Raw genomic sequence first — 24,851 nt, 5'->3', positions numbered from 1 at the left:
GCCCCGCCCTTCCCAAAGGAAGCTCCGACGTTCTCAAGGTCGACACGGTTCGGGTGCAACCGTCCGCGAAGGGAATGACATGAGGACGCCTCTGAGATTGCAAGTGCGAAGAAGTCAGGGCATGGCGAACATCGGGCGATGGCTGCCTGAACCGGGCTCCGGCACGAGCAAACAGCTTGCCAGGTGTCGCGCGTCGAGGTCCAGACTAGGCAAGGAATCATCACCTCGTCTCGTATTGAGTGGTTCTCGTAAGTTTCTTGGTCAAAACACATGCTAAGTGCGAAACCTCCATTGCCAACGTCGTGTCCGCGGCCACCGGCAGAGAGAGCTTTCGTCTGCGAGAGTCATATGCGTAGTACAGCGGCTTTCCAATTATCGCATGTTGTCTGCGCTCCTTGATGTTCTTGTGTCCAACAGCTCTCGGCGCATCATCGCCGCGATTCGCGATTGTCGGATCAAGGCAACGCGACTGGATACCACGACGCTGCCGCCGTGGACCTACTGGACAACGCAACTTGGGATCGCGCGAGAGCTTTCGTGCCTTGATTGATCGTCAGACGTGTCGATCGCTCGCACAACGGCGTTAGCTCTATCGAGCGAAAACGTTGCTGTCGTGCCCTCGTCGAACTTGACGCCTAGGTCAGTTGTATCCGCCGCGATCCTTGCCATAGTGGGAAAGACAGCAGGCTGACGTAGTTGCGTGAGTAATTCTCGTAAAAGAGGTTTTTGGCCACAAGCGTTGATGGCTTCGTAGGACTTGTTCCAACTCACTCCCTGATCGGAACGGTTTGGAAGATTTCTTGGCGCTGGTATGCTTGCCACACCGGGTCCGAGATCCACGTGGTGAGTCATGCTGTTTCATTCTGTCTTGGAAAACTGTAGTCGCCGGGGCAGCATATCAGGAGGCATTGTAGCGAAGACCTCCCCAGAATGGTAGGGCTATCGCATATGGGCAAGAGCGCTGAGAAGGAAGTCATTATTCCATCTGGCTTCGAGCATTTTGTGGCTGGTGCGCACGGGGCCTGGTGTCGCCTGCAGTGTATTGATGGCCAGCTTGCGGATAGCTGCGAGGTTTTCGGCGGCATGGCCCTTGCGACTGCGGCATGCGTCCTCGTCGAACAGAACGTCGAGAACCCAGTGCAAGTTATTCTCGATACCCCAATGGGCACGCACGACCTCAAGCAGTTTCTTGGCAGGGAGCGGACGCGATGCCAGAAAGTATCGTACCGTGTGCTTGGCGGCTTTGCCGGTATTGGCCCGCCAACTGTCGATGCGGCCAACGGCAGCGATGGCTGGGAAGCCGTATTGCTTCGCCAATTGCGGTGCCGAGGTAACGATGGCCTGCCGACGCTCGGTGCGGCCGTGGGCGGTTGTCCTCCGCTGGCTCGCCCGCGCGGGCTTCCGGGCGGTGTCGACGAGCGCCTTCGCCGCCTTGAACAGCCGGCCGCGATTGCTCTTGATCGCCAACACGTAGTGGACCTTGCACTTGCGGATAGCCCGCTCGGTGTCGGGTCGGCAATGCAAGGCATCGGCGGTGACAACAGCGCCGTCCAGATCGAGCAGAGCCAGGACTTTGAGAACGCCGGCAACCTCGTTGCGGTTGGGAGCCTTTCCCTGAGCCAGCGCCATGCGCGTGCCGGCCGCCCAGACGTTGACCATATGAAGCGGCGTGGCTCGCCGGCCACGAGTGAAGGCTCCTCGCAAGGCCTTCCCGTCAATACTGACCACGCCCTTGATGCCGAAGCCCTTGCTGAACTTACGCAAAACGGCTTCCAGCCCCTTCGGGTCCAGCGCGCGGAAAACGGTGCTGAACGTATCGTGGCTGGGAATGCCGTGTCTAAGCTCCAGGAACCCTCGCAACAGCTCCTCTCGACCCCTGCCGAAGAACTCGAACTCGGTACAGTTCTTGGCGCCAGCCAGCGTCGCCGCCAAAGCGATGATAAGAATCTCAACCAGATCGTGCCGTGTGTTGTCGGCGCGAGGATCCTTGAGCGGTCGAAGCAGGCGCCTGAGTTTGCGCATTCCAGTCTCCCTCGGCAATCGAGAGAGACCCAAAGAATCCAGTTCCGACCGCTTTGCAACACGCCGATAGCGTCATATGCGATTCCCCTACCCAGAATGGGTAGAGATCTATCCGCCCTTGATGCTGAGTTGGCCCGGGTTCAACCTTGAGCATAGTCTGTCGAACGCCATCCGGAACTGCCCCCTTTTCGTCATGAAGAACTGCCCCTTCGGCAACGCTGCGGTTCGACGTGATCAGCATGGCGCCGGTTTCGTAACGGCGACTGACCAGCCGGAAGAACAGATGCGCAGCGTCGGGTTCAGGGGCCGGTAGTCGAGTTCGTCGACGATTAGTAGCTTTGGCTTCGACAGCGCGAGCAGTTTCTCGTCCAGATGCTGCTCGCCGTGCGCCTTGGCGAGGCCCGCGACCAGCGTCGTTGCCGTGGTGAACTGCACCGTGTACCCGTCCAGGATCGCCTCTCGCCCGAGAGCAATCGACGGGTGCGTCTTGCCGACGCCTGGCGGACCAGCGTCATAATGCCGGGTGTCTGGGATCTGAGGTGGAGATCCTTTACGCGTTCCATCCGCGATGCGGAGCGTCAGTCGTCATTGTCTCCTGCAAGCGGCTTGGGGGTGAGACGCATTTTGTTATCAGACAACCTGATGCCACCTTAACGCTGCTGCCGGCATGGATGGCGGTTCCCGCCGCCGCTTCCTTCCATCTCAAAGCTGATCCGCAGCTTCCGGTGGATCGTCTACTGGAGCGCGTCTTCTTGTCGAGGCGCTCTTAGCCTCCTCTTCCAGGGAATCGTCCCATTCGCGAGGAGGCCGTCATGGCGGACGCATCACGTCGTCAGGGGGATCTGTTCGAGAGCCCTCCGACATACAGCAGCATTCCAATCGAAGCCCAACAGCAAATGCTGGCGCTGTTAAAGGAGCTTCTGACCGAAGCGCTCACCGACAGCGCAGTCGAGGCACACGACGTGAACCGGGAGGACGGCGGTGAGCAATATCACACCTGAGCACCTTGCTCGCCAGGCCGTCGTCTACGTTCGCCAGTCGACGGCAGACCAGGTCATCAACAACCGCGAGAGCGAGCGCCGCTAGTACGGCTTGGCCGAGCTTGCCCGGCAGCTGGGCTAGAGCGAGGTGGCCGTAATCGACGACGAACTCGGTCGCTCTGGTGGCGGCACCGCGCGTCCCGGATTCGAGAAGCTGCTCGCCGCCATTTGCGAAGGGCAAGTTGGCGCTGTGGTCTCGATTGAGGCCTCTCGGCTGGCCCGCAACGGTAGGGATTGGCACACGCTCCTGGAGTTCTGCGGGCTCGTTGGAACACTGATCGTCGGTGAGGATGGCGTCGACGATCCTCGCTATCCCAACGATCGCCTTCTGCTCGGCATGAAGGGCACGATGAGCGAGATGGAGCTATCTATCTTTGGGCAACGCTCGCTTGAAGCCTTGAAGCAGAAGGCACGCAGGGGTGAGCTCTTCCTCAACGTCGCCATCGGCTATCTCAAGGTCTCCAACGATCGGATCGACAAGGACCCTGATCGGCGCATTCAGGAGGCGCTCGCACTCGTGTTCACCAAGTTTGCCGAGATGCAGACACTGCGCCAGATCCACCTCTGCTTACGGCAGGAGCGAATCACTTTGCCCGGGGGTCGGCCATGGCCCCGAGGGCCGCCACGTCGAATGGAAGTTACCAGTGTACAATACGATCTACCACATCCTGACCAATCCCGCCTATGCTGGCGCCTATGTCTTCGGGCGCTCGGGCAGTCGAGTGACGATCGAGGCCGGCCGCAAGAGGATCGTGCGGGGCTTCCGGCGCGAGCGCAACGACTGGGAGGTTTTGATCAAGGACCACCATGAGGGCTACATTACGTGGGCGGAGTTCGAGAAGAATCAGGGCCTGATCACCGACAACGCCAACGGAAAAAGCTTCATGAGTCGAGGCTCGGTTCGCAGCGGCGAAGGCCTGCTCGCGGGTTCTTCGTTGCGGCCACTGCGGCAGCAAACTTCACGTTACCTACAGCGGTACGCACAGTACTGTCGGGCGGTATCATTGCCGCGGTAGCCAGATCAACCATGGTGGAGACCCGTGCATCTCATTAGGCGGTCTGCGCGCGGATCGCGCGATCAGCACGGGGGTCATCGCGCGGCTGCAGCCGCTGGGTATACGGGCGGCGCTGGCGGCCATGGAAGCGCGCGGCCGTGAACACGCCGACAAGCTGCGTCAGCTCGAGTTGGCTCTGGAGCAGGCACGCTACGAGGCAACTCGCGCTCGTCGGCGATACGAGGCTGTCGAGCCGGACAATCGCCTTGTTGCCGGCGAGCTGGAGCGGCGCTGGAACGAACGCCTGGTCGCTGTCCGCGAGCTTGAGGGCGAGCGCGACACGTTGTTGGCTACGCCGGAGATGACGTTGAGCGACATCGATCGCGATCGGTTACTTGCGCCTGGTTCCGAACTCAAGAGAGCTTGGGAAAGTCCGGGTGCAACAGCTGCGACGCGCAACAGGATCATCCGAAGCTTGATCAATGAGATCGTTGTGCGCATCCGCGACGAGGTGCTGGACTTGATTGTCCACTGGCATGGCGGCGATCACACGGCATTGCAGGTGAGGAGGAACCGCACCGGCGAGCACCGCGGCGGATGTGGTCGATCTCGTTCGTGTCCTCGCGCGTCAGATGCCCGACAGCACCATCGCCGCGGTTCTCAACCGCGCCAGTAGGTCGACAGGGCGTGGCAACAGTTGGGCCCGCGTCCGCGTTCGCAGTCTGCGCAACCAACACGCCATCGCGGCCTACCGAGAGGACGAGCGCGCCCAGCTGCGTTGAAAGTCAGTCCTTCGACGGCTCGCCGTCTGATCGAAGAACAGAGCTTGCCTGCGCAGCAGCTGTGCAAAGGCGCACCGTGGATGGTCAAAGCGGTTGATCTGGAACATCCCCAAGTCAAGGGCGCGGCGGTTCCGGCGGCCATCGTCTGGCGATCCGGGTCAAAAAGATTTCAACTCCAAGGGGGTAGCGAGATGGGCAGCATGAACCTGACTCGAGCGCGCCGAGCAGCAGCACGTTCTCGCCGTTGGCGATCCAACGTGACGCGGCCAGGTCGCGGATCTGCTTCGGTCGATCGACGGCTGCGCCTATGATTCTTGCGCCACGACCTCGCGCTCGCACAGTAGGATCAGCGTCTCACGCGCCGACAGGTTCACGCGCGCCGTCTCGTCGGGCAGGTGGTCGAGCTGGTCGCGGATGGGAGAGCTGCGAGCGCGCCAGCATGGCCCCCAGCCAATCGATTGGTGCTTCGGTGACCTTCTTTGTACGCACCATCAGAAGCTCCCTCCGATCGTAGCTTCGTATTCGGCAAGAGGACGTAACAACGAGGCAGTGGTGAAGGCGCCGGCACTGTCGGTGTCGCGCTTGCTGGTTGGCAGACCGCGCCATCGCGACAGGCAACCCCGTCGAGGTGGGCGAACTCGACGATCCGCGGCCGGCGATCCTCCGATTGCTTGTGACTGCAACCTCGCGCATGCCATGGCGGATGCGCACCTCGCCAGCCGCGACCGTCACGGTGTACCTCGTCACACGCAAAGCGAGTGATCGGCGCCACGCCCGTCGTGCCGTGGATACGTACGTTCGCCACCCCGCCCTCCCACTCGGCGAGATGCGTCTCGAATGCCTCGCAGCTCGCGAAGGAATGCCCCGCGATCACGTTCTTCTTCACGTAGCGGACGCCATTCTCCGTCTTGCCCTTTGTGCGCGCCCGATACGGTGCGCAGGCGCGAGGACGGAAGCCCCAATGCTTCGCGAACGTGATGAGCTTGTCGTTAAACTGAACCGACCGGCTCATCTGCCGTGGCGCACCACGAGCGCGCGTAGATTGTCCTTCAGCACTTCCTCCGGCACGCCATCGAAGGTCGTGAATGGCTCTCGAGCCCAGCGAACCAGTGCTCTTGCTTTTCGGCGCGGGTCGCCACGAACACAAATGCTTTGACCTTCGCCCCGCCGATATCGACCAGACGCTCGCCGAAGTCGATCTGTAGCTGCCGCCCCGGGGGCGTCTCGAACCGGGTCGTCGCCAGCGCTTCGGCCTTCAGTGCCTGGCGGTAGGGTTGCACGGCGCGTCGCAGCGTTCGCCGGCTGACCGCCAAGCCGTTTTCGGCCAACAGGTCGTGACGGACCGCATCCGCATTGCCGCAATGTCGAATGAACCTCTCGCGCAGCCAGCCTTCAAGGCCATGACCCGCTTCGCCCGCTCAGGCGACTTGAACGGCTACACCCACCCGCGCCACGTAGTCCTTCACCGTCTGCAGCCCAGCTGGCGCGCAATCCGCTTTAGACCTCACCCACACACCCTCAGATGCAACATCTCCGCCACGTCATCTGGCGTATTCATCACCTGCCCCCGTGGATTACTCCACGACAAGCCTTTGATTCGTTCCTCGTTCATTCGCTCTCTCCTCGGCTATCCAAGGAGGGGGCAATTCCTCGTGACGTCGAGGGCCGCATTGCCTCGCTAAAAATGTTACCGGACAACTTCCCTGTCGTGTCTGGGGCGGAGCTGCCGAATCAGATCGGTGGCGGCTATGGCAGGGAAGATCAGCATGCGCGCAAAGCGCGAGATCACATCAGCGCTGGCCGAGCGTTATCGGGCAAGCGGGCGGCTCGAGAAGGGACGGATCCTAGACGAGCTGTGCGCCGTTGCGGGATGGCATCGCAAGCACGCGATCCGAGCGCTGTCAGCGGACGGGGCATCGGGGTCGGCCGTGCCGCGGCGGCGGGGCCGGACCTACGGAGCTTCCATTCGTATGGCACTGATTGTGCTATGGGACTCGTCTGACCGGCTCTGCAGTAAGCGGCTCGTCGCGATGATCCCGTTCTTGCTTCCGGCTCTTGAACGGCACGGCAGATTGAAGCTTTCTGCTGATGAGCGGTCTAAGGTTTTGAGGGTGAGCGCGGCGACGATCGATCGCCTGCTGAGCGACGTAAGGATCGCAGCAGCCGGAGGACGCCGACGGCGGGCGGGCTTTTCCAGTGCCGTACGGCGGCAAGTCCCGGTGCGTACATTCAATGACTGGGGATCACCTCCGCTGGGGTACTGCGAAGCGGATCTGGTTGCGCACGGCGGCATGTCCGTATCCGGGGCCTTCATTCAGACGCTAACAATGGTGGATGTCGCAACGGGGTGGACCGAATGCTTTCCGCTTGTTGTGCGTGAAGCAGCGCTTGTGGTCGAGGCCCTCGAGCGCGCCCAGAACCTATTTCCCTGGCCCGTTTGCGGGCTCGATTTTGACAACGACAGCGCCTTCATGAACGACACGGTCGTCTCGTGGTGCCGTTCTCACGATGTCGAAGTCACTCGTTCCAGGGCCTACAAGAAGAACGATCAAGCGTTCGTTGAACAGAAGAATGGAGCTATCGTTCGACGTCTGGTGGGCTACGGGCGCTTTGAAGGCATTGATGCCGCTCGCTCATTAGCTCGCCTGTTTGCCGCGGCACGGCTGCACATCAATTTCTTCCAGCCCTCGTTTAAGCTGAAGGAGAAGCACCGCGAAGGTGCCAAGGTGATCAAGCGTTATCTTCCTCCCGCTACACCGTACGAAAGAGCATTGGTCCACCCGCATCTCAACGAGGCATTCAAACGTCGGCTGCGTGAGATTTACCGCACGCTTGATCCGGTGGCATTGCTGGCACAGATGAGGGACGCTCAAAATGAGCTGGGCAAGCGTGTTGATCAGCGGGCCGGAAAGCCAGCCATGACCGTCGCGCCGGTGCAAAGCGACTTGACCGCCTTTGCCCGAGAGCTCGGCGACGGTTGAAAGCAGGGTGAGCAGCGCGGCATTCATCGGCGCCGCTATGTGCGGCGCAAACCTGCGCCACGTCGGCCATCGATGCTCGACCCATACATTCCCATGATCGAGGAATGGCTCGCCGCGGCTCCGCACTTGTCCGCCGTCGATCTCCTCTCCCGGCTGGCAGCGCATGCGCCGGGTCAGTTCAGTGGCCATCAGCGGCGTACGGTGCAGCGGTTGGTGAAGAATTGGCGATCAAAGGTCGCTCGACAGCTCATCAGCAGCACCGAAACCATACTATCGTTCCAAGCTTCCCTCGCTGTCTAAATCCCACGTGTTGCTTTGCCGAATCACCGCAAGCCGCTCTCTCGCTACGGCGCTCTGGAGGGCGCGCTTCGCGAGCGGCTTGCTCGGACCCGCGGGGTCCAATTCGCGCGACAGCTGGGGGCGCTCGGTAACATTGTCATCTGAGGCAATATGAGGGGGCAGTTTTCCATGGCGCGCGCGACAGCGAGCCGACTTTGTCTTATCAGTCTGGCTCTGGCCTTTGGCAGAGCCAGAAAGCCAAACAAGCTCGGCCGAAGCTGTCTCGATGGGAGAACTCCAGCCATCTTGGGACGTCAAACACCACGCACCATGTTCGATGCGGAGCGCGTTTTCGTGCGATCGCCGTCGCTACTGTCGATCAGGTTGGCAGCAGCCATGTGCACTCCACGACAACATACTCCGGAATGCTGTCCAGCGAGGACTTGCCGACGGCCCGAATTTGACGCGTTTGAATGCCAACGGGCGATCGAAGCGCTTACCCCTTCTGGGAGTAAAGAGTCGGAATTCGGTGGAGGAACTCGCCCGGACCTGAACAGCGAAAATCAATGGGGCCGCGAGACGATGCAGTCCCGCGGCCTCGCCACCGGAATTTAGTGAAAAGACAGTTTAAGTATAAAATCCCTCAGCCGGTGTTCTTTCAGTAGAACACCGTGTTCCCGTGTTCCCGTGTTCCAACACTTGCCAATCCGGGCGGCTACGGGGAAACGCGTGCAACCGCAGACCAATGCGGCCGCGAGATCGATGAAAGAAGCCGGTAAAATTGACGGTTCGCCTGTCCTATTCGCCTGTCATAACGGGTGCCAAGCGTCGAAAGAGTGTATCAGCGAGCAGAAGCAGCGCTCGATGCTATGCGCTGTTTGTAGTCGTCGGCGTCGCGCGTAATGGTGATCCTGCAGGTGCCGTTTGAGCGCATCATTGCTGTTGCGCTGATTGCGCGATGTTCGTGCATAACTGCCGGTTGCCGAGGCCCGCTTCAGCGTACGGCTTCCGTTCGCTTAAACCATTTCCTCGGTAAGCCAATGTAGTAGCCGCGCATGCGAAGCTCTGCCTCTCATCTATTGATGTGTTTCGCAAGCGGAACACACCACCGACACGATTGATTATTGCCTCACGCATCTCACGCGCATCGCGTGACGGAGACTTCGCGACGAACGACCTAGTGCTGACGCCAGAGGCCGCCACGCCAGCGGCCGGATCGGTACTCGCGGCTCGTTGCTGGGAAGTCCGGCCTTCAGACGGGCGTGTCGTAGGTGATGGGATAACGCTCTGGAAACGGCCCTCCTGCGTAGTCAATCTCCGCGGCGGGACGGACGCCCCGGATTTGCAGGATGCGGCGAACGATTTCCGGAACTTGGATGCGGCTGATCTGGTCGCCGAGGCAGGTGTGCATCCCGTAGCCCAGATGCATGTAGACCGACTCCGGCCGGTCGATCGCGAAGTTGGACGGCGCCGGCAGTTGCAAGCCATCGCGCATCGCCGACCGGGTCGAGATCAGCACCGTGCTGCCGGCCTTGATTGTCGTCGCGCGCAGCGAGCCCTTGGCTATCCGGTAATCGGTCCGGCAGTGGCGCACCACGAACGGATTGATCGGGTTGAAGCGCAGCGCTTCCCAGCAATAGCGATACATCAGATGGTCGTTGTTGCTGCTGGCGACGTCGATGGCCTCCTTCAGGATCCTCGGGCGCTTGAACAACTCGTCGAGCAGCTGCACGATGGCCGCCGATGTGGTCTCAATCCCGCCGACCAGTGTGCCCATCATATTGGTAATAATGCGTTCGTCGGCGAAGCCGATCGAATCGTCAAAATGGCTATTCAGCAGGCGGCTGAACACGTCCTCGAGCGGCGCCCCATTTTTCAGCTGCTCGCGCCGCTGCGGGAGCAGTTGTGTCAGATAGGCGCGCATCTCCTGCCCAGCGTCAATGTTGTCCTGGTGCACCTTCGGATCTTTGTCCAGGTTGTGAAACATGTCATATTGCGTCGCGCGCGACCAGCGGAACATCGAGGCCAGATCGGGGCCGGGAAAGCCGAAATATTCTCGGGTCAGCTGAATGGGCACCAGGCGCGACAACGTGCTGACCACGTCGATCTGGTTCTGGGTATAGATCTGCTTTTCGACAGACGCATTGGCGAGGCTGCGCACCTTCTGGCGAATTGCCGGCAGATCCTCCATGCGCATGAAGGCGCGCATGATACCCTTGTCGCGCTGGTTTATTTCGGTGCAGTCGCGGCCGAGCATGAAGGGGCCGACCGAAGGGTCCATCATCGGCGCATAGGTGACGTTGAAGATGTCGGGGCGGCTCAGCGCTTCCTGCACGTCGGGGAAGCGGGTGATGAACACCGGCCCCGCGGCGCCCAACGCCAGGTTGGGCCTGACGCGCCGGATGAATGCGAACAATGCATCCGGATGTTTGGCGATCATCCATTTCAGGAACTTCGCCGCCGGCCCCTGTTTCTGTTCCGCCATTGCTGCCGCACCCTAACTCAAGAAAAGCTTCGCCTGGTCGGTCGATCCGGGCTTTCGTCCACCTTTCCCCCTGCGGGAGCGAGATGGTCTTCGCTACTGCTCCAGTTGGAGCTGACCCAATCAATTTCAGATCGACTTGAGGAACTCGATGATTGCGTTGCGCTCCTCCGGAGACAGCGCAGGGCCAATGACGCCCTCATGCTTCTCGTTCGAGAATTCGTGGCCGGTATTGCGATTGGCGGGCCTCGACGTATCGATGATGAAGTAGCCCTTGCTGTCGTAGGTCCTGCCTTCAGGAGCGACCGTCCGTGTCACGATACCGACGCGGACAGGATCGAAGCTGGGCTCACCGAGCAGGAAGACTTGTGGGCGCTCCGCAACCGGGCTGAGCAGATCGTAGATCGTCGGCACCGAGCCATTGTGCAGGAACGGGGCAGTCGCCCATACGCCGTTCAGCGGACGCGCCTTATAGCCGAAACCTGCCGCGAGACAGTTCGGCCGATCGCCTTCGATCTCCGCTTGGACCGTCCCGGTCGACCGAAGCCATTCGTCGATGCCGGATTGGACCACGGCGCCGAGCGCAAGCGCGTAGAGTTGCATCGCATGGTCCGAGAGGTGGATCGTATCCAGCGTGTTGTCAGCCTTCCGTTGGCAGACATCGATGTCGAGGCCGAGTCCTGGGCTGCTCTGGCCCGCCCTGGCCAGTTCGCTGCCGGCGGTGTCCACGGTGCGATTGCGCAGCACGTCGCCCTGGGCCGGATCGGTGCCGATATGGCTTTGCTTGATGATCTTGACGTTGAGTACGGATTCCCTCGTCTGCTTCTCCTGCCCATCGCGACCGCGCCAGCGGATAGGGCCGAAGTTCTTCCAGAACTCCGCGTCCGGGGCCTTGCCGTGCACGATGTCCGGCGTCAGCGCTGGAAGATGGCAGCCGCTGCAATGTTTGTCGTAGAGTTGGGCTCCCACGGCGGCCTTGGCTTTGTCGATCGCAGGAAAGCTGTCGGGCCAGGCTGGCGCATTCAGTCCGGTGAAGGCTTTCGCCACCAGCGGCTGGTCCTTTCCAGCGAGCTGTTGTTCGATCCAGTGCAGATTATCGAAGGGGATGCTGCTGGCAAAACGTCCCCCCTTGGGCGGGGCGGTGAGGTTGAGCTCCGCCGAAACCCCCATCGCCTCGCCGGCATTGCGCACCAATGGCTGCATAATCGAGCCGTCGTACTGCACCCAATCGAACCATGACGATGTCCAGATGTGCGGGTAGCTGACAGGGGCGTTGAGGTTGACGTAGTTGCCGTAGCGCTTGGGGTCGAGTGCGAACACCTGGTTGCCGATGCGATTGAGCGCATCGAGGCGGGTAAACCCTTCCGTGACGTCGATCCCAGCGGGCTGATCGATCAGAGCACCAAGTATTCCATCGAGCTCCTTGGACAGTTGGACGCGTGTAAGATCGCTGTACTCGGTTCCTAAAACGCGCTTCGCGAACCGCCCGAAGCGACCGTCGAAGAAGGGTAGCTTTGCCGACAAAGCGGTCTGTGCGAGCGCAGCGCGGAGCGCATTTGTCAATTGACCGAGATCGGTCACGGCGGGGCCGCCTTCAATGACATAGCGCTTCTCTTTGAAGATCAGTTGGCCGGTATGGCACGCGGCACAGGTCAATCCAACGGCAGTCTCCTTACGCGAAAGCCCGCGGATCGACTGAAACGGCGAATATGCAAAGCCGATCGGCAAACCGTACTCATTGTTCTCGCTTTCGGCAGACTCTATGAATCCAAACCGCAGTAAATAGCGGTTGTCAGAAAACCGTTCTCGTTTGAAAAAGGGGATAGCGAAAGGCGAGTTCAGCGGCGCTTCCAGGGCGAGAAACCATGACAGCGGGATCGGTAAGGTCTGCGTGCCCTGGGCTTTATGATGGAATCGATCGGCGTCTTCGGCGTTCCAGCCCTGATCGAGCGAAACCTGCTCGCTCGCGGAAACCGGTTCAGGGAGACCAGGCGGCGTCAGAGCTTCGATTGTCGCGCCAAGCTGGGAGCTGGTCATGACTGCGATCAAAGCAATGATCACGATGATCGCCAGAAGAACAAGAAAGCGTCGCCACCAAAGGCGCCGAATTGCGCTGGCAACTGTCGACATGGCTCCCCCGTGTCAGCGAACGGCCTCCAGCAGAGAGCCGTGCAAACAGTAATACTACAACTACATGATCTTGTAGGCTTACCCCCGCTGTTGACGTCCTTGAGACGCGATCACTATTCTTTCTGACGTCACAATCGGTGGTCTGTGGAATGGGCGAACTTGACCGCATAACAAGAACATCTAGAGCGTTCGGACGAGCTCTTGTTCGAGCCGCCATCCCATCCTCGCGATCGAATTTGCAGTGACGTTGGGTCCGCTGTGGGAGATCGGGGGCTGTAATCCGCGGGAACGCGAGCGAACGGAATCGGCCGGGCGCCTGAGGGCAATAGGCTCGCACTCGGAGATCAGGCCTCCGTAGGGCGCAATGACCATGAGCATACATCCGGCCACGCCGATCACGATGATGCAGACGGCGAATTCGAGCCAAGCAACGCGGCTACCATTTAACGGCTTCGTTTTGCAAGCACGATGACGGCGTGGCTGACCTGAATTAGCAGCATCGGCGTCAGGCTGTAGCCCGCGACAATGCTCCACATCGTGAGCGTCGGTGGCAGACGTGGAAGACCTCTGTCATCGGCGGCCAGTAGAGAGGGACTGCGAGCAGAGGGCCGTACAGGCCGAGCGCAGCCAGACCCATGGATTGCGCGTGAACTCGTTGACAACGGTACCGGAGCGGCTGCTGCGCATGGCGACGACGCGCCAGAGTTGTGCGAATGCGACGGCGAGGAATGTGGTGGTGACTATGGCCTCGCCCGTCCAGCCGGGCCGAAACCGCCAGTGTCCCCGCAGTTCTCACGCTTACGAAGGAAGGCCTCATATCCCTCCGGGTCAACCTCCTTCAGGCGGTTCAGCGCGCGCTTAGCTTCCAGATCGGCGGACTTGCTATGACGCTGTTTGATCTTTTACTTTTGCTTCCATCTCTGCGAGCTGTCCCGTTGCTGTTGGTACACTCTCGGGTATTGTCTCGAGCTTCGCGCTTGGTCGCGTCTCTTCGAGGCCTTCGACGCACCGATTGGGATGACGAGATGCTGCGGCTCGAATTGAACGACCTTCTCGAAGGTGGGTTTGAGCCCCGCTCGGCGATCTGCACGAGGCCGTCCAGGCGCTGCTCGACCATCCGCGGCGGCGGCGGCGGCTCCGGCGGCCTGCTGCCCGCAGGGCTGATCCAAGCGACCAAGTTTGCATCGTCGCTGTTGAAATGGTTGAAGTCGAGTCGACGTCAGCATCGTCACCTCCGGAGACGTCGGCTTCGCGGCAACGGAAGCTCTGGCAGTATTCCGAGAACGGCACGATCCCCGGCACCGACGACACCTAGCAAGGGATCGACTGCATGGCCCATACTTCCGCGCAAACGCTCGGGTACCCACGCTAGTAGCCGTGTGCGAGCAGTAACGCCGTCGTGGTCTAGCTGCTGTTGTTAGTTGGTAAACTCACCGCCGTTTGTCGTGCTGGTGATTGCAACGCCGTTAACGCATGTTGTCAACAGCAGCGAACGTAAGCGGATCAACTTTCCGGACACGATGCAACCGCAGGCATAAATACACGTTCGTCTGCCTATTTTATAAGGCAGGCCGATCGTCGCAGCCAAAAACCTTTCCGAACATCGAATAGCGGCGAACAAGCGTAAACATCGACACGCACTGCTTTTGGCGACAATCAAAACGACCATCGACTCGTGCTCGTGACGATGACGAACGATGGTCAATCAAGCCACATCGGCATGGGATTCTGAGGACGTGTCGCTTCTGCAATGCATGTGGAGCGCGGGCCACTCGGTGTCTGCGAGGGGTGGCGATGCGTATCTCGCAACGCCATCATCGGCAAGGTCAAGCGCATGAGAGCTCGCCGAGGCCAAGCAACGCAACAGGGACAAACGACGGCAAAGTCAGCAGCAGTCGCTATCGACTTTGATCCGGCGCTCGTGCAGGAGATGATCTGCTCGAGCCTGGCCCGGAACAGATCACCTTCCTCCGTCGCCTTCGGCTTCTTCGGTCGCATCGGCTCCTCCCGATACGAGCGCCGAATCATGCCGTGCGATTCGAGGGAATCTCAAACTGCAAATTGCAGGTTCCGAGCTACCGCACTGTCAAAGCCTGCAACCACAAAGTCGACGCAGCCGGAAAAAAAGCGACTCCAGATCAGCCCCTTACCCGTTCTTCACGGACGACTAAGGAGGCACGGATGAATCGATCCATGAGTCAAAAACCAGGCGCACGCTTTACCGAGAAGCAGGGCCATTATCTGGCGTTCATCTATACCTATTCGCACATGTTCGGACGGCCACCCGCCGAATCCTGCATCCCCAGAAGCATCGAAATCCTCGTGCCGCCAGAAAACTTGCCGATCCTAAGCTGGCCGGTATCAAACCATCAAAATCACTGTGACGAGCCACTAGCTAGTTTCGCCCTCACCTCGTGGCAAGAGGTTAATCGGATGCGTGTGGCGAGAATAACATCAAGCCGAAAGAACACCGAATTCCAGAGTACGCCTAAAGGTTGCCTGGAAGATCGGCGCGAACGTTTGATCCGCGCCTTGGCGAGTCCGAGCCGTCACGGCGCAGGACAGCGCTTCTCTATCCGAGCGAACGGTCGCCCGCAGCGTCCGCGCCTTAATCAACTCAGGTGATATTTATTCAGTAGTTCGCCAAGCTCAGTCGCTTCAATCTTTTTTAGAATGAGCTCGCGCAGGAACGCAGGTCCCGGGACCTCAATTTCATTGCCGTCGCGCAGTCTAGCCATTGCTGCAAGCAGCTTGCGAATATCATAGGTCGAGTTGAATACCTCGGGCACTCCACGTTCAATCTTGAGGAGGATATACACGGCTTCCATCGCGGTCCGAACGGAGTATTCCGTCGTGAAGATACAATCCCGTTCACCCGACTCCGCGAACTGGCCGATGAAGGCGAAATTGACCGCATCTTTCGGCACAACATCTGGCCGATCGCCCGCCTGCCGCGGCATGAAGAAGGAAGTGACGTAGGGCATCATCACCGGGACCGTCTTGGCGGCCCCAGCGGCGAGTTCCGGTATACTCGCAACCGGTACACCGAGGTGATAAAGCCATTCTTGCGTGATTTCCTCGCCCGTACAATCTTGCATCGGTTTCCTCACGTATTCGCCGGCTTTATCGACGAATAGCGAATAGACCCAGACGACGACTTGATCGCTGGGCTGGCGCTTGAAATGCGGCTGGCGATTTGTGGTCCAACTGAGCAACCAGCTCGAATCTTTCACCGTAACGATGCCTCCTGTGACAACCTTGCCGCTGAACGGATCGCGTTTGGCGATCTTGCGGATGTATGCTGGAATGCGTTTGTCCAGGGTCGTGAACGTCGCCGATTCCCATTTGCTTGCAGGAATATTGCCGCAAAAGACATTTGGGCGTCCAAAGGCCGCATCTTTGGCCGCAATACGCCGCCACAGATCCCAGGCGGGCGCCGGTCCTTCGTTGAGCCTGGCGGCCGTGTGATGGTCCCCCATGTCCGAGTTTTCGGTCAGCGACCCGATCGTCATGAAAACAAGATCGTCGGCGCCAATAATGAGACTGCCCTCAATGCCATTCTCCTGCCAGCGAATGGCTGTGGCTTGCTTGCGTCCACGCTTTATGTCGAAATCGATATCGGTGACTACGACCCCGTAGCGAAAATTGACGCCTTGCGCCAACAGCCATTTGGATAACGGCAGAACAAGCGATTCATATTGATTGTATTTGGTAAACTTCAGCGTACTGAAATCCGGCAGGCCGCCGATATGGTGGATGAATCGATGCAGATAAAGTTTCATCTCGAGGGCCGAATGCCATTCTTCAAAGGCGAACATGGTCCGCCAATAGAGCCAGAAATTGCTGTTGAAGAAATCTCTCCCGAACACTTCGTCGATGCGCTTGGTCTCCATCTGCTTACGGGTGGCAAGAAAAAGGGCAATCAGCTCTTTCTGGGCCTGTTCGCTCAGTGTGAAGAGGCCATCGGTATGGGCATCCTGCCCCTGTTTCACCGTCGCCCGCCGTAGTGTGTAGTTCGGATCATCCTTGTTCAGCCAGTAAAACTCATCGAGCACGCTGGCGCCTTCAAGTTCGAGCGATGGGATCGAACGAAACAGATCCCAGAGACACTCGAAATGATCCTCCATCTCTCTGCCACCTCGAATCACGAATCCGCTTTTCGGATCCTGACAACCGTCCAACGCGCCCCCCCGGAACCGTCTGTCGTTCGAGGATGGTAATACGGTCGCCACGCATCTGCCCGTCGCGGATCAAGAAGGCCGCGCCGGAGAGCGCAGCCAACCCCGAACCAACGAACCAAGCTGTCTTGCTGTCCGCGCCGGCGGGTTTGCGGGGCCGAGCAAAAGCTTCGTAATTTCCACTGGTGTAATACATCGCGACATTCCATCTCGTTTGATGTGACAATCCGTCCGCTGATAGTCAGAAGATGTTTTCGACCGCCTGACACTTCTGCGGGACGCCGATCGTCAGACCGCCATCGACGACGATTTCGGAGCCGGTAAGATAAGAGGACTCGTCGCTAAGCAGGAACAAGACTGCCTGTGACACTTCCTGCGGCTCGGCTGGCCGCCCGAGCGGAATTGGAAAACCGGAAAGATCGATGTTCTCTGTCATCCGAGTGTTGATGAAGCCCGGATGGATAGAGTTTATGCGAACGCCGGACGCGGCGGCCTCCAAGGCAGCGGACTTCGTTATGCCCCGCACGCCGAACTTGGAAGCAACATAGGCGTGAAGCCCAGCACTACCCCTCAGCCCCTCAACCGACGAGATGTTGACGATCGAGCCTCCGCCCGCGCGGCGCATGGCAGGTAGGGCAGTCTGCATTCCCAAGAATACACCGGTGAGATTGACAGCCAGGGTCTTCTCCCACTGCTCGAGCGGGAACCGCTCGATGGGAGCCATACTCGCGATGCCTGCATTGTTGACGAGGCCGTGCAGCGCGCCGAACTTGCCCTCCGCAGCTGCGATCGCCTGGGACCATTCCCCTGGCTGGGCGACGTCTTGACGCACATAGATCGCGGATGGGCCAAGTTCGGCCGCGAAAGTCGGTCCTTCATTGTCAAGAGTATCGGTGATCACGACTTTCGCGCCCTCGGCTACCAGCAGGCGCGCATGAGCGGCCCCCATTCCTCGAGCCCCGCCGGTTACCAAAATGACTTTTTCGCTCACACGTCCCATAACTCTTGGTTCCCTCGATCAGTGGCGGTGCAGGGTTTTTCAGCATCAAAAAGGATGACGGGCATGTTGATCAAAATGGTTGAGAACGAGCATTGAAAGTCGGGCAAGCCAAGAGTTGCGGTCTGCACCACGCCCCGGACTCTTGCCGATCTGCCCTCTGCTACGCATCATCTTTGATGCCCAAAGCCTGTGCGCAGTACCCGTGTAAATTGGCGCTAAAGCACTTCAATAACGATTTCACGTCGCGAACATGCTTCCGCCGCTCAGGCGTTAGCCATCCTTTGGATTGTTGCATTGGCTTTGCCGAACTACCCCACCTTCTAGACGCCGACAATTTGCGACCGAATTTCCTCCGGTTTCGGAGATAGGATCGGTACCCGCGAGCGGAGCGATACCGGTGCCGAACGGTGCTGAGCTCCTTGTGGATCGAAAAGTGGGGCGCAGAACGCATGAGGTTCTCCTAAGTCTTGCGAATTGGAGTATCCATTCCGTGCAATCGCCGCGCCGAGACTCTGATGGGAAGTCAGCCTCACGTGACTCTTGCACAGGCGCTGGAGGTCTTCCGACTCACCACCGAGACGGCGATGTCAGGGCCTGCGTTTTCGACCATGCGAGCGATAATGTTGCGCTGATCTGGTTTAATCGAGACACAATGGCGATAGCCATGCTGTTGCGAAAACTCGTGAGAGAGCCTCATCGACTTTCTGTCCGGATACTTGATTATGTCGGGCTTTCGACATCGCGTCGTCAATCGGACAAGCGAGGAAGGCAACAGAACAATAGTCGAAAGTTGTCGGGTCACTCGTACCCAATTTGATGTCAGCCAATGAGCCGTATAAACCGCACGAGGTGCCTGGCATCGACGTTGCATAACGACTGATAGACAAATAGGAATCACCCACTCGCCTTGACGTCATCATCGGTGAGCACGCTCCGCCGGAATGGATGCACAATCAGGCGCATCCGGCAGCACAGGACAGCTGCCGGCTTCTAGAATGGAGAAGGTCAAGCGTGTCGGATGTTTTCGGATCGTTTAATCCGGCGGATTGAGGTGCAAGGCGCAGAAACGGCACTGCGGCCTCGCGTAGCGAAGATCGCTATCACCGGATCGATGTGCCGTACGGACTACCGAACCCACATCGCTGCCAGCGCAGTACAGTCGCTTCAGGGGCGCTTCAACAACCGGAGAGGCGCGGTGAGATGAATAGCTCAATCTCCAACCGCGCGAATTATTCTGAGATCAAGGAGGATGCGATGCCCGACGTCAAAGGCATTCCGCTTGATGCGCCTCTTTACCATGGGGGCAAAAATCGTGGCACTGCGTTTCTCGGCTGCCAAGCCATAAACCTTATGTTCAGCGTGGGGCACGAGGCGAATTGTTTATTGCCGAAGGAGCTAGCACCTGCAGCAAACCCTGCAATCGCCATTGTGGGGGTCGCGAGCTATCGCTCAAGCACTGTCGGGCCATACTTGGAGTGCTATTCAGGAATTCAAGTTCGTGATCCCGACGGTGAGACTGGCTACTACATCCCTTACATTTACGTGACGGTAAATGATGCAGCTCTCGCCTCGGGACGAGAGGTTCTTGGTGCTCCAAAAAAGCTGGCGCACATTAGACTGATCAGAGAAGGCGGTCTAATTCAGGGTACGCTCGAGCGTCCGAAAGGCAAGCGCCTGCTGACCCTTACCGCTCAACCAGACGAGCGCATGAGCTCGGATTCGCGGCAGATGTATTCTGCGCGGACGAATTTCTACTCGGTTCGGCAGCTGCCGTCCATCATTGAGTCCGGGAAGGGAGAGGTCACGCAACTCGTCAAATGGTGTACGGACCGAACGTTGCGACGCGACGAGCGTGGCGAAGAAGTTCTATTTACTGGACCAACCTCCCTAACTTACGACTCCCCCTCGATTATCGATCCCGTGCACAACTTGACAGTTGGCCAAGCCCTGCTCGGCACATACGAGGAGTATGACGCAAGGCTCGAGGCCATTGATATGCTTTCGGAGGAATCAAACCCGGTAAACAGATGATCGACGAGCTTGAAGAATTCATCCAATCCTAAATTGCTGCCAGGGCTGTCGGTTTGCCAGCTGACGGGCGGTATGTGGGGTTCACCTCCTCCCGGCGACTCATTCTGGAAGATGGTCGACAAGGCCGGCTTCAAGACCCACGTCTACAACAAGAATAGCGGCAATAAGGAGAAGAAGGCCGACGTGGCGATCGCCACAGCCATGATGGATGGGCGTTCAACATCATCGACAAGGACAACGACGATATCCTGCTGGTTGCCTCGTCAGAAGCAGACGAAAGAGCTGCGCCGGACATGTCGGCTACGGGCCGATTTTGTTGCAGAACTACCTTGAGGAGCGGTGCGAACCGTGATTCCGTCGAAGTGAAGCGGCTATCGACGGAGAGAATCGATGATGGGGCGGCGCAAGGGCGAGCAGGGTCATCTGTTCTATGCGTTCGACCTCGAGGCCGTAGTGCCGGACGACCATCAGGTTCGGCAAATTGCGGCAGTTCTCAATCTGTCGTGGGTGCGCGTCGAGCTTGCGCCGCATTACTCCAACACTGGCCGACCATCGGTCGATCCGGAGCTGATGATCCGGATGCTCATCCTTGGCTACGTATTCGCGATCCGCTCGGAGCGCGCACTATGCCGCGAGGTTCAGCTCAATTTCGCCTATCGCTGGTTCTGCGGCCTTGGCATAGAAGACAGGATCCCGGATCACTCGGCATTCACGCGCGCCCGCAACGAGAGATTTCGCGATCATGATGTCTTTCGTCACGTCTTCGAGCGCGTCGTCGCTTCGTGCATCAAGGCTGGCCTTGTCGGCGGCAATGGTTTCGCCGTCGATGCCAGCTTGATCGCGGCGGACGCCAATAAGTGCCGCTCGACGCCGGGCGATAAATGGAGCCACGACATCGACCCGATGGGGGCTAGGCGCGCCGTTCAGGACTATCTCGCCAATCTCGACGATCCAGCATGGGGTCGTGCCACCGACGTCGTGCCGAAGTTTGTCGCGCCGTCCGACCCAGCCGCGCAGTGGACTGGCGCACTGCGCAACGCCGCGTTCTTCGCCTACGCCGACAATTACCTCATCGACATCAAGTTCGGTATTATCATGGATGTCGAAGCGTCCCGGGCGATCCGCCAATCCGAGGTTGGCGCATCCCAAACGATGATCGAAAGGACTGAGAAGACGTTCGGCATCAAACCCGACTGGCTCGTCGCGGATACGGCCTACGGCGCGGCCCAAAATCTCCACTTCCTGGTCGATGTGAAGGGGATCGCGCCCCACATCCCGGTGATCGACAAGTCACAGCGCGACGACGGCACGTTCAGCCGCGACGATTTCATCTATGACGAGGCGCGCGATCAATATGTCTGCCGCAGCGGCAAGATCCTGCCGCGCACGCGGACCACGCGGAGATGACGCTATCTCGTATTTCTCGCGCGTCGCCGATTGCCGCGACTGCCCGCTCCAAATCCAAGTGCTGTCCAAACTCGCCGAGCCGGAAGCCGCCACGTGCACGAGGCAGCGCGCGATGTCGCCCGGGCTATCGCCAAGACACCTGCCTACGATCAGACCCGACGAGATCGCAAGAAGGTTGAGATGCTGTTTGCGCACCTCAAGCGGATCCTGCGGTTCGACCGCCTAAGACTGCGTGGACCGGCCGGCGCGCGGTTCGAATTTACGCTTGCAGCAATAGCTCAGAACCTTCGTCGCTTTGCCAAGCTGGCGCTCCATCCACCCAACACGGCCGCACTATGCGTTGCGTAAGTGCGTCCGTCGCGTTGTTGCGTCAGGCATCAGTGCCCGGCCGTCTCCGCAGCCCATGCCGGGCAGGCGGCCAAGAGATCGCGAGCCCAAATTTTCAGATCTCAGCCCGGCTGAGAGCGTCGATCCTACCGACTTCTGCAACAAAATCGGCCCAAAAGCGCAAACCCGCATTTCTCTGCAGCTCGCTTCGCCCGCCGCAACGTGCTTTCAAGAAAAACGACATAGCAGTTGACTCTTTCTGAATACACTTTCCGATGGCGCGGACTTGATGATGCGCCTAAATGGTTTGCGATGCGCAATACAGCGCGACGCGATATAGCCGCGGGGAGGCAACATGGGGAACACCCTTGTTGTACACGCGAAACGTCTGCCTCAGTCTCAGAAAGCGCGACGGGCGGCGCAGTATGTCCGCATGTCGACGGATTACAAGCAATACTCGATTGAGAATCAGGCAGTGGTCATCGCGACCTACGCCGAACTTCACAAGCTAACCATGGTCCACACCTATCGTGACGAGGGAGAAAGCGGCCTCAGAATCGAAAACCGGGGGGCCTTACCGAACTGGTTGAAGACGTGCAATCGGGACGCGCTGACTTCGCTCATCTGCTTGTCTTCGACGTGAGCCGATGGGGACGCTTTCAGGACGTTGACGAGAGCGCGCACTACGAGTTCATCTGCCGCAAGGCGGGCGTCCAGGTTGCTTATTGCGCGGAGCAATTCGACAATGACGGAAGCCTTCTCGCTAGCATCATGAAGAATATTAAGAGAGTGATGGCAGCTGAGTTCAGTCGGGAACTCTCCGCCAAAGTTTTCGCAGGGGCAGTCCGACTGACGAATCGCGGCGATGATCAGGTCTCGCACGGATTATTACCACCTTTTAGGAGCGTGCCGGGGCCCTCAGATGCCGGCTTTTGCCGGCCGCGTTGCTCAAATGCATAGAGCGCTCCCTACGGGGCGCTCTAAGATCGTCAGTTACGCCTTCGGCAAACTGCCGGCGCGCAAGATGGCTTCGCATCTTGCTCGGACGCTTTGATGCTCGGTGCGCATGTGCATCGAGTAGATTTCCTCAAGCCCAAGGAAGACGTCTTCAACCGCTCCGGAGCCGCGTGCATTTTCGAGATCCTTTTCGACCCGTGCCAAAATCTTCAACTCTTTGGCGCAAGCTCTGTCTGCCTTTTGTTTTGTTACCGTTTTCACTGTCGTTTTCTCCGTCGATCTTTCTGAGATCGAGATAGTCGTCCGGAGCCAGAAATAAGCAACGACAGGCGCTCCCTCGCGCCTTTAGGCTTGCGCCACTGGACATACGCGCGAGGACGCAGGACTCTGAGGAAAACGATTACGCCTGCCGCACGAGGTTTTCTGGACCTCATCGCGACAATAGGAAATGCGATTCGGCCCTGTCAACGTTTAAGTTGTATTGTTTTTTATAACACGTATTGAACCATTAATTATATCGACACGCAAAGGTGCACCGTGTTTGAATCGCGCGATGAAGCGCAGCTCAAACCAAACTCGCAGATGTGGACGGAAAGCGAAGCTTTTCAACTGCTGCGTTGCTCGACGAGCCACGTGAGACATCTGCGGCTCACTCGTCAGCTCGGGTGTTATCCAGGCCGCCCCGGCCTCTCACAAGCCGATCTGGAAGTATACGTCGCGGCAGTGAAGATCATCAGAGTTCGAATGCCCGGAACAGCCAAGGGGTACGCCGTCGTACCGTCGCTTCGGCAAGGTGGCGGACCCACGCGATACGGTCGCCTTCCATTCGATCCGCCTGCCGACAGAGCCAAAGTCAGGCTTCAACATCGGCACCCACCGGAGGGCCGCTGCTTCCGGATCGGCGCTTGGACGTTCTGCGGTATGCTTCATGCGACGGTTAGCCGGGTGGGCACTTTAATCGGCGGCCGTCGCGCGACCGCCAGCTCCTCCCAGGCGGCCTGGACGCGGGCGCGGGCCGCGTCGAATATCTCGGCAGTGCCGCTCCGCGATCCTCCTCTGGCGAGCTGCTAGGCGACGATCGGTCGGGCCGAGGAATAGTGATTGTGGACCGCGGGCAAAGCCTGTAGCACCATGGTAGCGACGCGGCTACGTTGGGACGCATGACGGGCGGGCGCGTACAAGAGGAACTGATTGGCTGCTCCGACTGCGGCGGCAATGTCTCGTTTTCGGCCGTCGCCTGCCCGCACTGCGGCTCGCGTGAGCCAGCCGGTCATTATGTGCAAAGCTCCGAAGAGCAACGCCTACACCCGATCGAAGAGCTGAACGATCAGGCACTGATCGGCATGATTGTCTTGTGTACAGGTATCGGCTTCTTCTACGGCGCGGTGATGATCGGTCCCGGTGGCGCCGCCGGCTATGGCCTAGTCGGCGCTATCATCGGTGCATCGGCCGGTTTCATCATCAATGTCAGCCCCCGGCTGTTTGGATGATCCTGCACCGGTCACGCCGCCGACACAAACACCGGGAAATATCCCGGTGTCACAACCAATGATCGCGGGGAAGCCAATGCCGCCTCTCCTCAATCCAGTTCTCGCCAATCTAGCGCCCTCTGGGTCCGACCTTACCGTGTACGATGAAGAGCACATGACCACGTATTGGCGCCTGCTCGACGCCAATGCCGAGGGCGCTGACTGGCGCGAGGTATCGCGGATCGTCCTTGGTATCGACCCAGACCGCGAGCCCAAGCGGGCCCGGCAGGCATTTTGAAACCCATCTTGAGCGCGCGCTCTGGATGGCCAACAGCGGATACCGTCAACTGCGAGGCGGGCCTTCGAAGGCTCCGTAACGGCAGCGAGCGCGGACAGTCTCTCGAGCAAAACGGCCGGCGGAGGTCATCCACCGCCGGCCATCTTACGCTGCCTTGGGCTGGGGGGCTGATTAGGCAGCGATAACCGTGGCTGCAAGCCTGCCGAACGGCGGTTAATAACCCACTAACCGATTCGGGCGGGCTCCGGATCATTCGAAGGCCGGAAATGGGCGGACTTGCGTCTTCAGGCGAGCCCCCTTGTAATCGGCATTCAGCGCAGCATGGACCTGGGGCGGCCAAAATGTTCGGATGGGGACGATCAAAGAAGTCGGTTCTGGCCTCTGCCGAAAAGGCTATAGGCGATCTCTTCGAACCTCTGACGCTCCTGTCAGCCCTCGACAGGCTGCTTCCGCTGTACCTCAAGGAAACCGAT

Annotated in this window: 14 protein-coding genes and 6 pseudogenes; 12 read left to right on the top strand and 8 right to left on the bottom strand. The window is 59.3% G+C overall.

Annotation, left to right across the window (positions count from 1 at the left end; genetic code table 11):
* Positions 1-939 precede the first annotated feature (939 nt).
* Positions 940-2,022 carry an ISAs1 family transposase gene (locus I6F33_RS30765; protein WP_225145045.1) on the bottom strand — a complete coding sequence of 361 codons (1,083 nt, stop codon included), beginning with the start codon at positions 2,020-2,022 and terminating at the stop codon, positions 940-942.
* 208 nt (positions 2,023-2,230) lie between these two features.
* Positions 2,231-2,529: pseudogene (locus tag I6F33_RS30760) on the bottom strand (ATP-binding protein); the annotation flags it as partial.
* 305 nt (positions 2,530-2,834) lie between these two features.
* On the opposite strand from I6F33_RS30760, the gene I6F33_RS30755 reads away from it, so the two are divergent.
* The 4 genes and pseudogenes from I6F33_RS30755 (at position 2,835) to I6F33_RS30740 (ending at position 4,733) form a co-directional block, all read left to right on the top strand.
* The gene (locus I6F33_RS30755) at positions 2,835-3,023 is read left to right on the top strand and encodes a hypothetical protein (protein ID WP_225145044.1); all 189 of its coding nucleotides are present in this window, start codon (positions 2,835-2,837) and stop codon (positions 3,021-3,023) included.
* 127 nt (positions 3,024-3,150) lie between these two features.
* Positions 3,151-3,426 (top strand): annotated as a pseudogene (locus I6F33_RS38235) (recombinase family protein); the annotation flags it as partial.
* Between the two features lie 280 nt (positions 3,427-3,706).
* Positions 3,707-4,078, top strand: coding sequence for a recombinase family protein (locus I6F33_RS30745; RefSeq protein WP_225130553.1), 372 nt, complete (start codon positions 3,707-3,709; stop codon positions 4,076-4,078).
* Positions 4,079-4,199: 121 nt separating this feature from the next.
* A complete protein-coding gene (locus I6F33_RS30740) occupies positions 4,200-4,733 on the top strand; it encodes a transposase (RefSeq protein ID WP_225145043.1) in 534 nt (177 codons plus the stop codon).
* Between the two features lie 1,155 nt (positions 4,734-5,888).
* On the opposite strand, the gene I6F33_RS30735 is transcribed toward I6F33_RS30740, so the two are convergent.
* Positions 5,889-6,167 carry a hypothetical protein gene (locus I6F33_RS30735; protein WP_225129189.1) on the bottom strand — a complete coding sequence of 93 codons (279 nt, stop codon included), beginning with the start codon at positions 6,165-6,167 and terminating at the stop codon, positions 5,889-5,891.
* Positions 6,168-6,587: 420 nt separating this feature from the next.
* Here I6F33_RS30735 and I6F33_RS30730 point away from each other — a divergent pair, with 420 nt between their 5' ends.
* Positions 6,588-7,820 (top strand): transposase family protein, encoded by a 1,233-nt coding sequence (locus tag I6F33_RS30730; protein WP_225145042.1) that lies wholly within the window; start codon positions 6,588-6,590, stop codon positions 7,818-7,820.
* Positions 7,821-9,351: 1,531 nt separating this feature from the next.
* Here the strand turns inward: I6F33_RS30730 and I6F33_RS30725 are convergent.
* Positions 9,352-10,584, bottom strand: a complete 1,233-nt coding sequence (locus tag I6F33_RS30725; protein WP_225129187.1) for a cytochrome P450 — start codon at positions 10,582-10,584, stop codon at positions 9,352-9,354.
* Positions 10,585-10,710: 126 nt separating this feature from the next.
* The gene (locus I6F33_RS30720) at positions 10,711-12,711 is read right to left on the bottom strand and encodes a cytochrome c (RefSeq protein ID WP_225145041.1); all 2,001 of its coding nucleotides are present in this window, start codon (positions 12,709-12,711) and stop codon (positions 10,711-10,713) included.
* Positions 12,712-14,892: 2,181 nt separating this feature from the next.
* Between I6F33_RS30720 and I6F33_RS30715 the strand changes: the two genes are divergently transcribed.
* Entirely contained in the window at positions 14,893-15,336 is a 444-nt protein-coding gene (locus tag I6F33_RS30715) for a hypothetical protein (RefSeq protein ID WP_225145040.1), read from the top strand.
* On the opposite strand, the pseudogene I6F33_RS30710 reads toward I6F33_RS30715, so the two are convergent.
* Both I6F33_RS30710 and I6F33_RS30705 read right to left on the bottom strand, forming a co-directional pair.
* Positions 15,324-17,085, bottom strand: a pseudogene (locus I6F33_RS30710) (oleate hydratase). The gene I6F33_RS30715 and the pseudogene I6F33_RS30710 overlap by 13 nt on opposite strands.
* A 45-nt stretch (positions 17,086-17,130) precedes the next feature.
* Positions 17,131-17,889: a glucose 1-dehydrogenase gene (locus tag I6F33_RS30705; protein ID WP_225145039.1), complete on the bottom strand. Its 759-nt coding sequence runs from the start codon at positions 17,887-17,889 to the stop codon at positions 17,131-17,133.
* A 1,200-nt stretch (positions 17,890-19,089) separates the two neighbouring features.
* Between I6F33_RS30705 and I6F33_RS30700 the strand changes: the two genes are divergently transcribed.
* The 4 genes and pseudogenes from I6F33_RS30700 to I6F33_RS30685 form a co-directional block, all read left to right on the top strand.
* The gene (locus I6F33_RS30700) at positions 19,090-19,920 is read left to right on the top strand and encodes an acetoacetate decarboxylase family protein (RefSeq protein WP_225145038.1); all 831 of its coding nucleotides are present in this window, start codon (positions 19,090-19,092) and stop codon (positions 19,918-19,920) included.
* Positions 19,921-19,929: 9 nt separating this feature from the next.
* Positions 19,930-20,253, top strand: a complete 324-nt coding sequence (locus I6F33_RS30695; protein ID WP_225129178.1) for a hypothetical protein — start codon at positions 19,930-19,932, stop codon at positions 20,251-20,253.
* Positions 20,254-20,310: 57 nt separating this feature from the next.
* Positions 20,311-21,675: pseudogene (locus tag I6F33_RS30690) on the top strand (transposase).
* A 334-nt stretch (positions 21,676-22,009) separates the two neighbouring features.
* Positions 22,010-22,518: pseudogene (locus I6F33_RS30685) on the top strand (recombinase family protein); the annotation flags it as partial.
* 129 nt (positions 22,519-22,647) lie between these two features.
* On the opposite strand, the gene I6F33_RS30680 reads toward I6F33_RS30685, so the two are convergent.
* Positions 22,648-22,872, bottom strand: coding sequence for a hypothetical protein (locus tag I6F33_RS30680; protein WP_157785281.1), 225 nt, complete (start codon positions 22,870-22,872; stop codon positions 22,648-22,650).
* An 899-nt stretch (positions 22,873-23,771) separates the two neighbouring features.
* Here I6F33_RS30680 and I6F33_RS30675 point away from each other — a divergent pair.
* On the top strand, positions 23,772-24,101 hold the full coding sequence (locus I6F33_RS30675; protein ID WP_050992060.1) for a hypothetical protein: 330 nt from the start codon (positions 23,772-23,774) through the stop codon (positions 24,099-24,101).
* Positions 24,102-24,177: 76 nt separating this feature from the next.
* Positions 24,178-24,457, top strand: a pseudogene (locus tag I6F33_RS30670) (DUF2285 domain-containing protein).
* Positions 24,458-24,851 lie beyond the last annotated feature (394 nt).

The organism is Bradyrhizobium sp. BRP20 (assembly GCF_020194215.1).
GTDB lineage: Bacteria > Pseudomonadota > Alphaproteobacteria > Rhizobiales > Xanthobacteraceae > Bradyrhizobium > Bradyrhizobium yuanmingense.
This window is presented reverse-complemented; position numbering and strand designations above follow the sequence as displayed.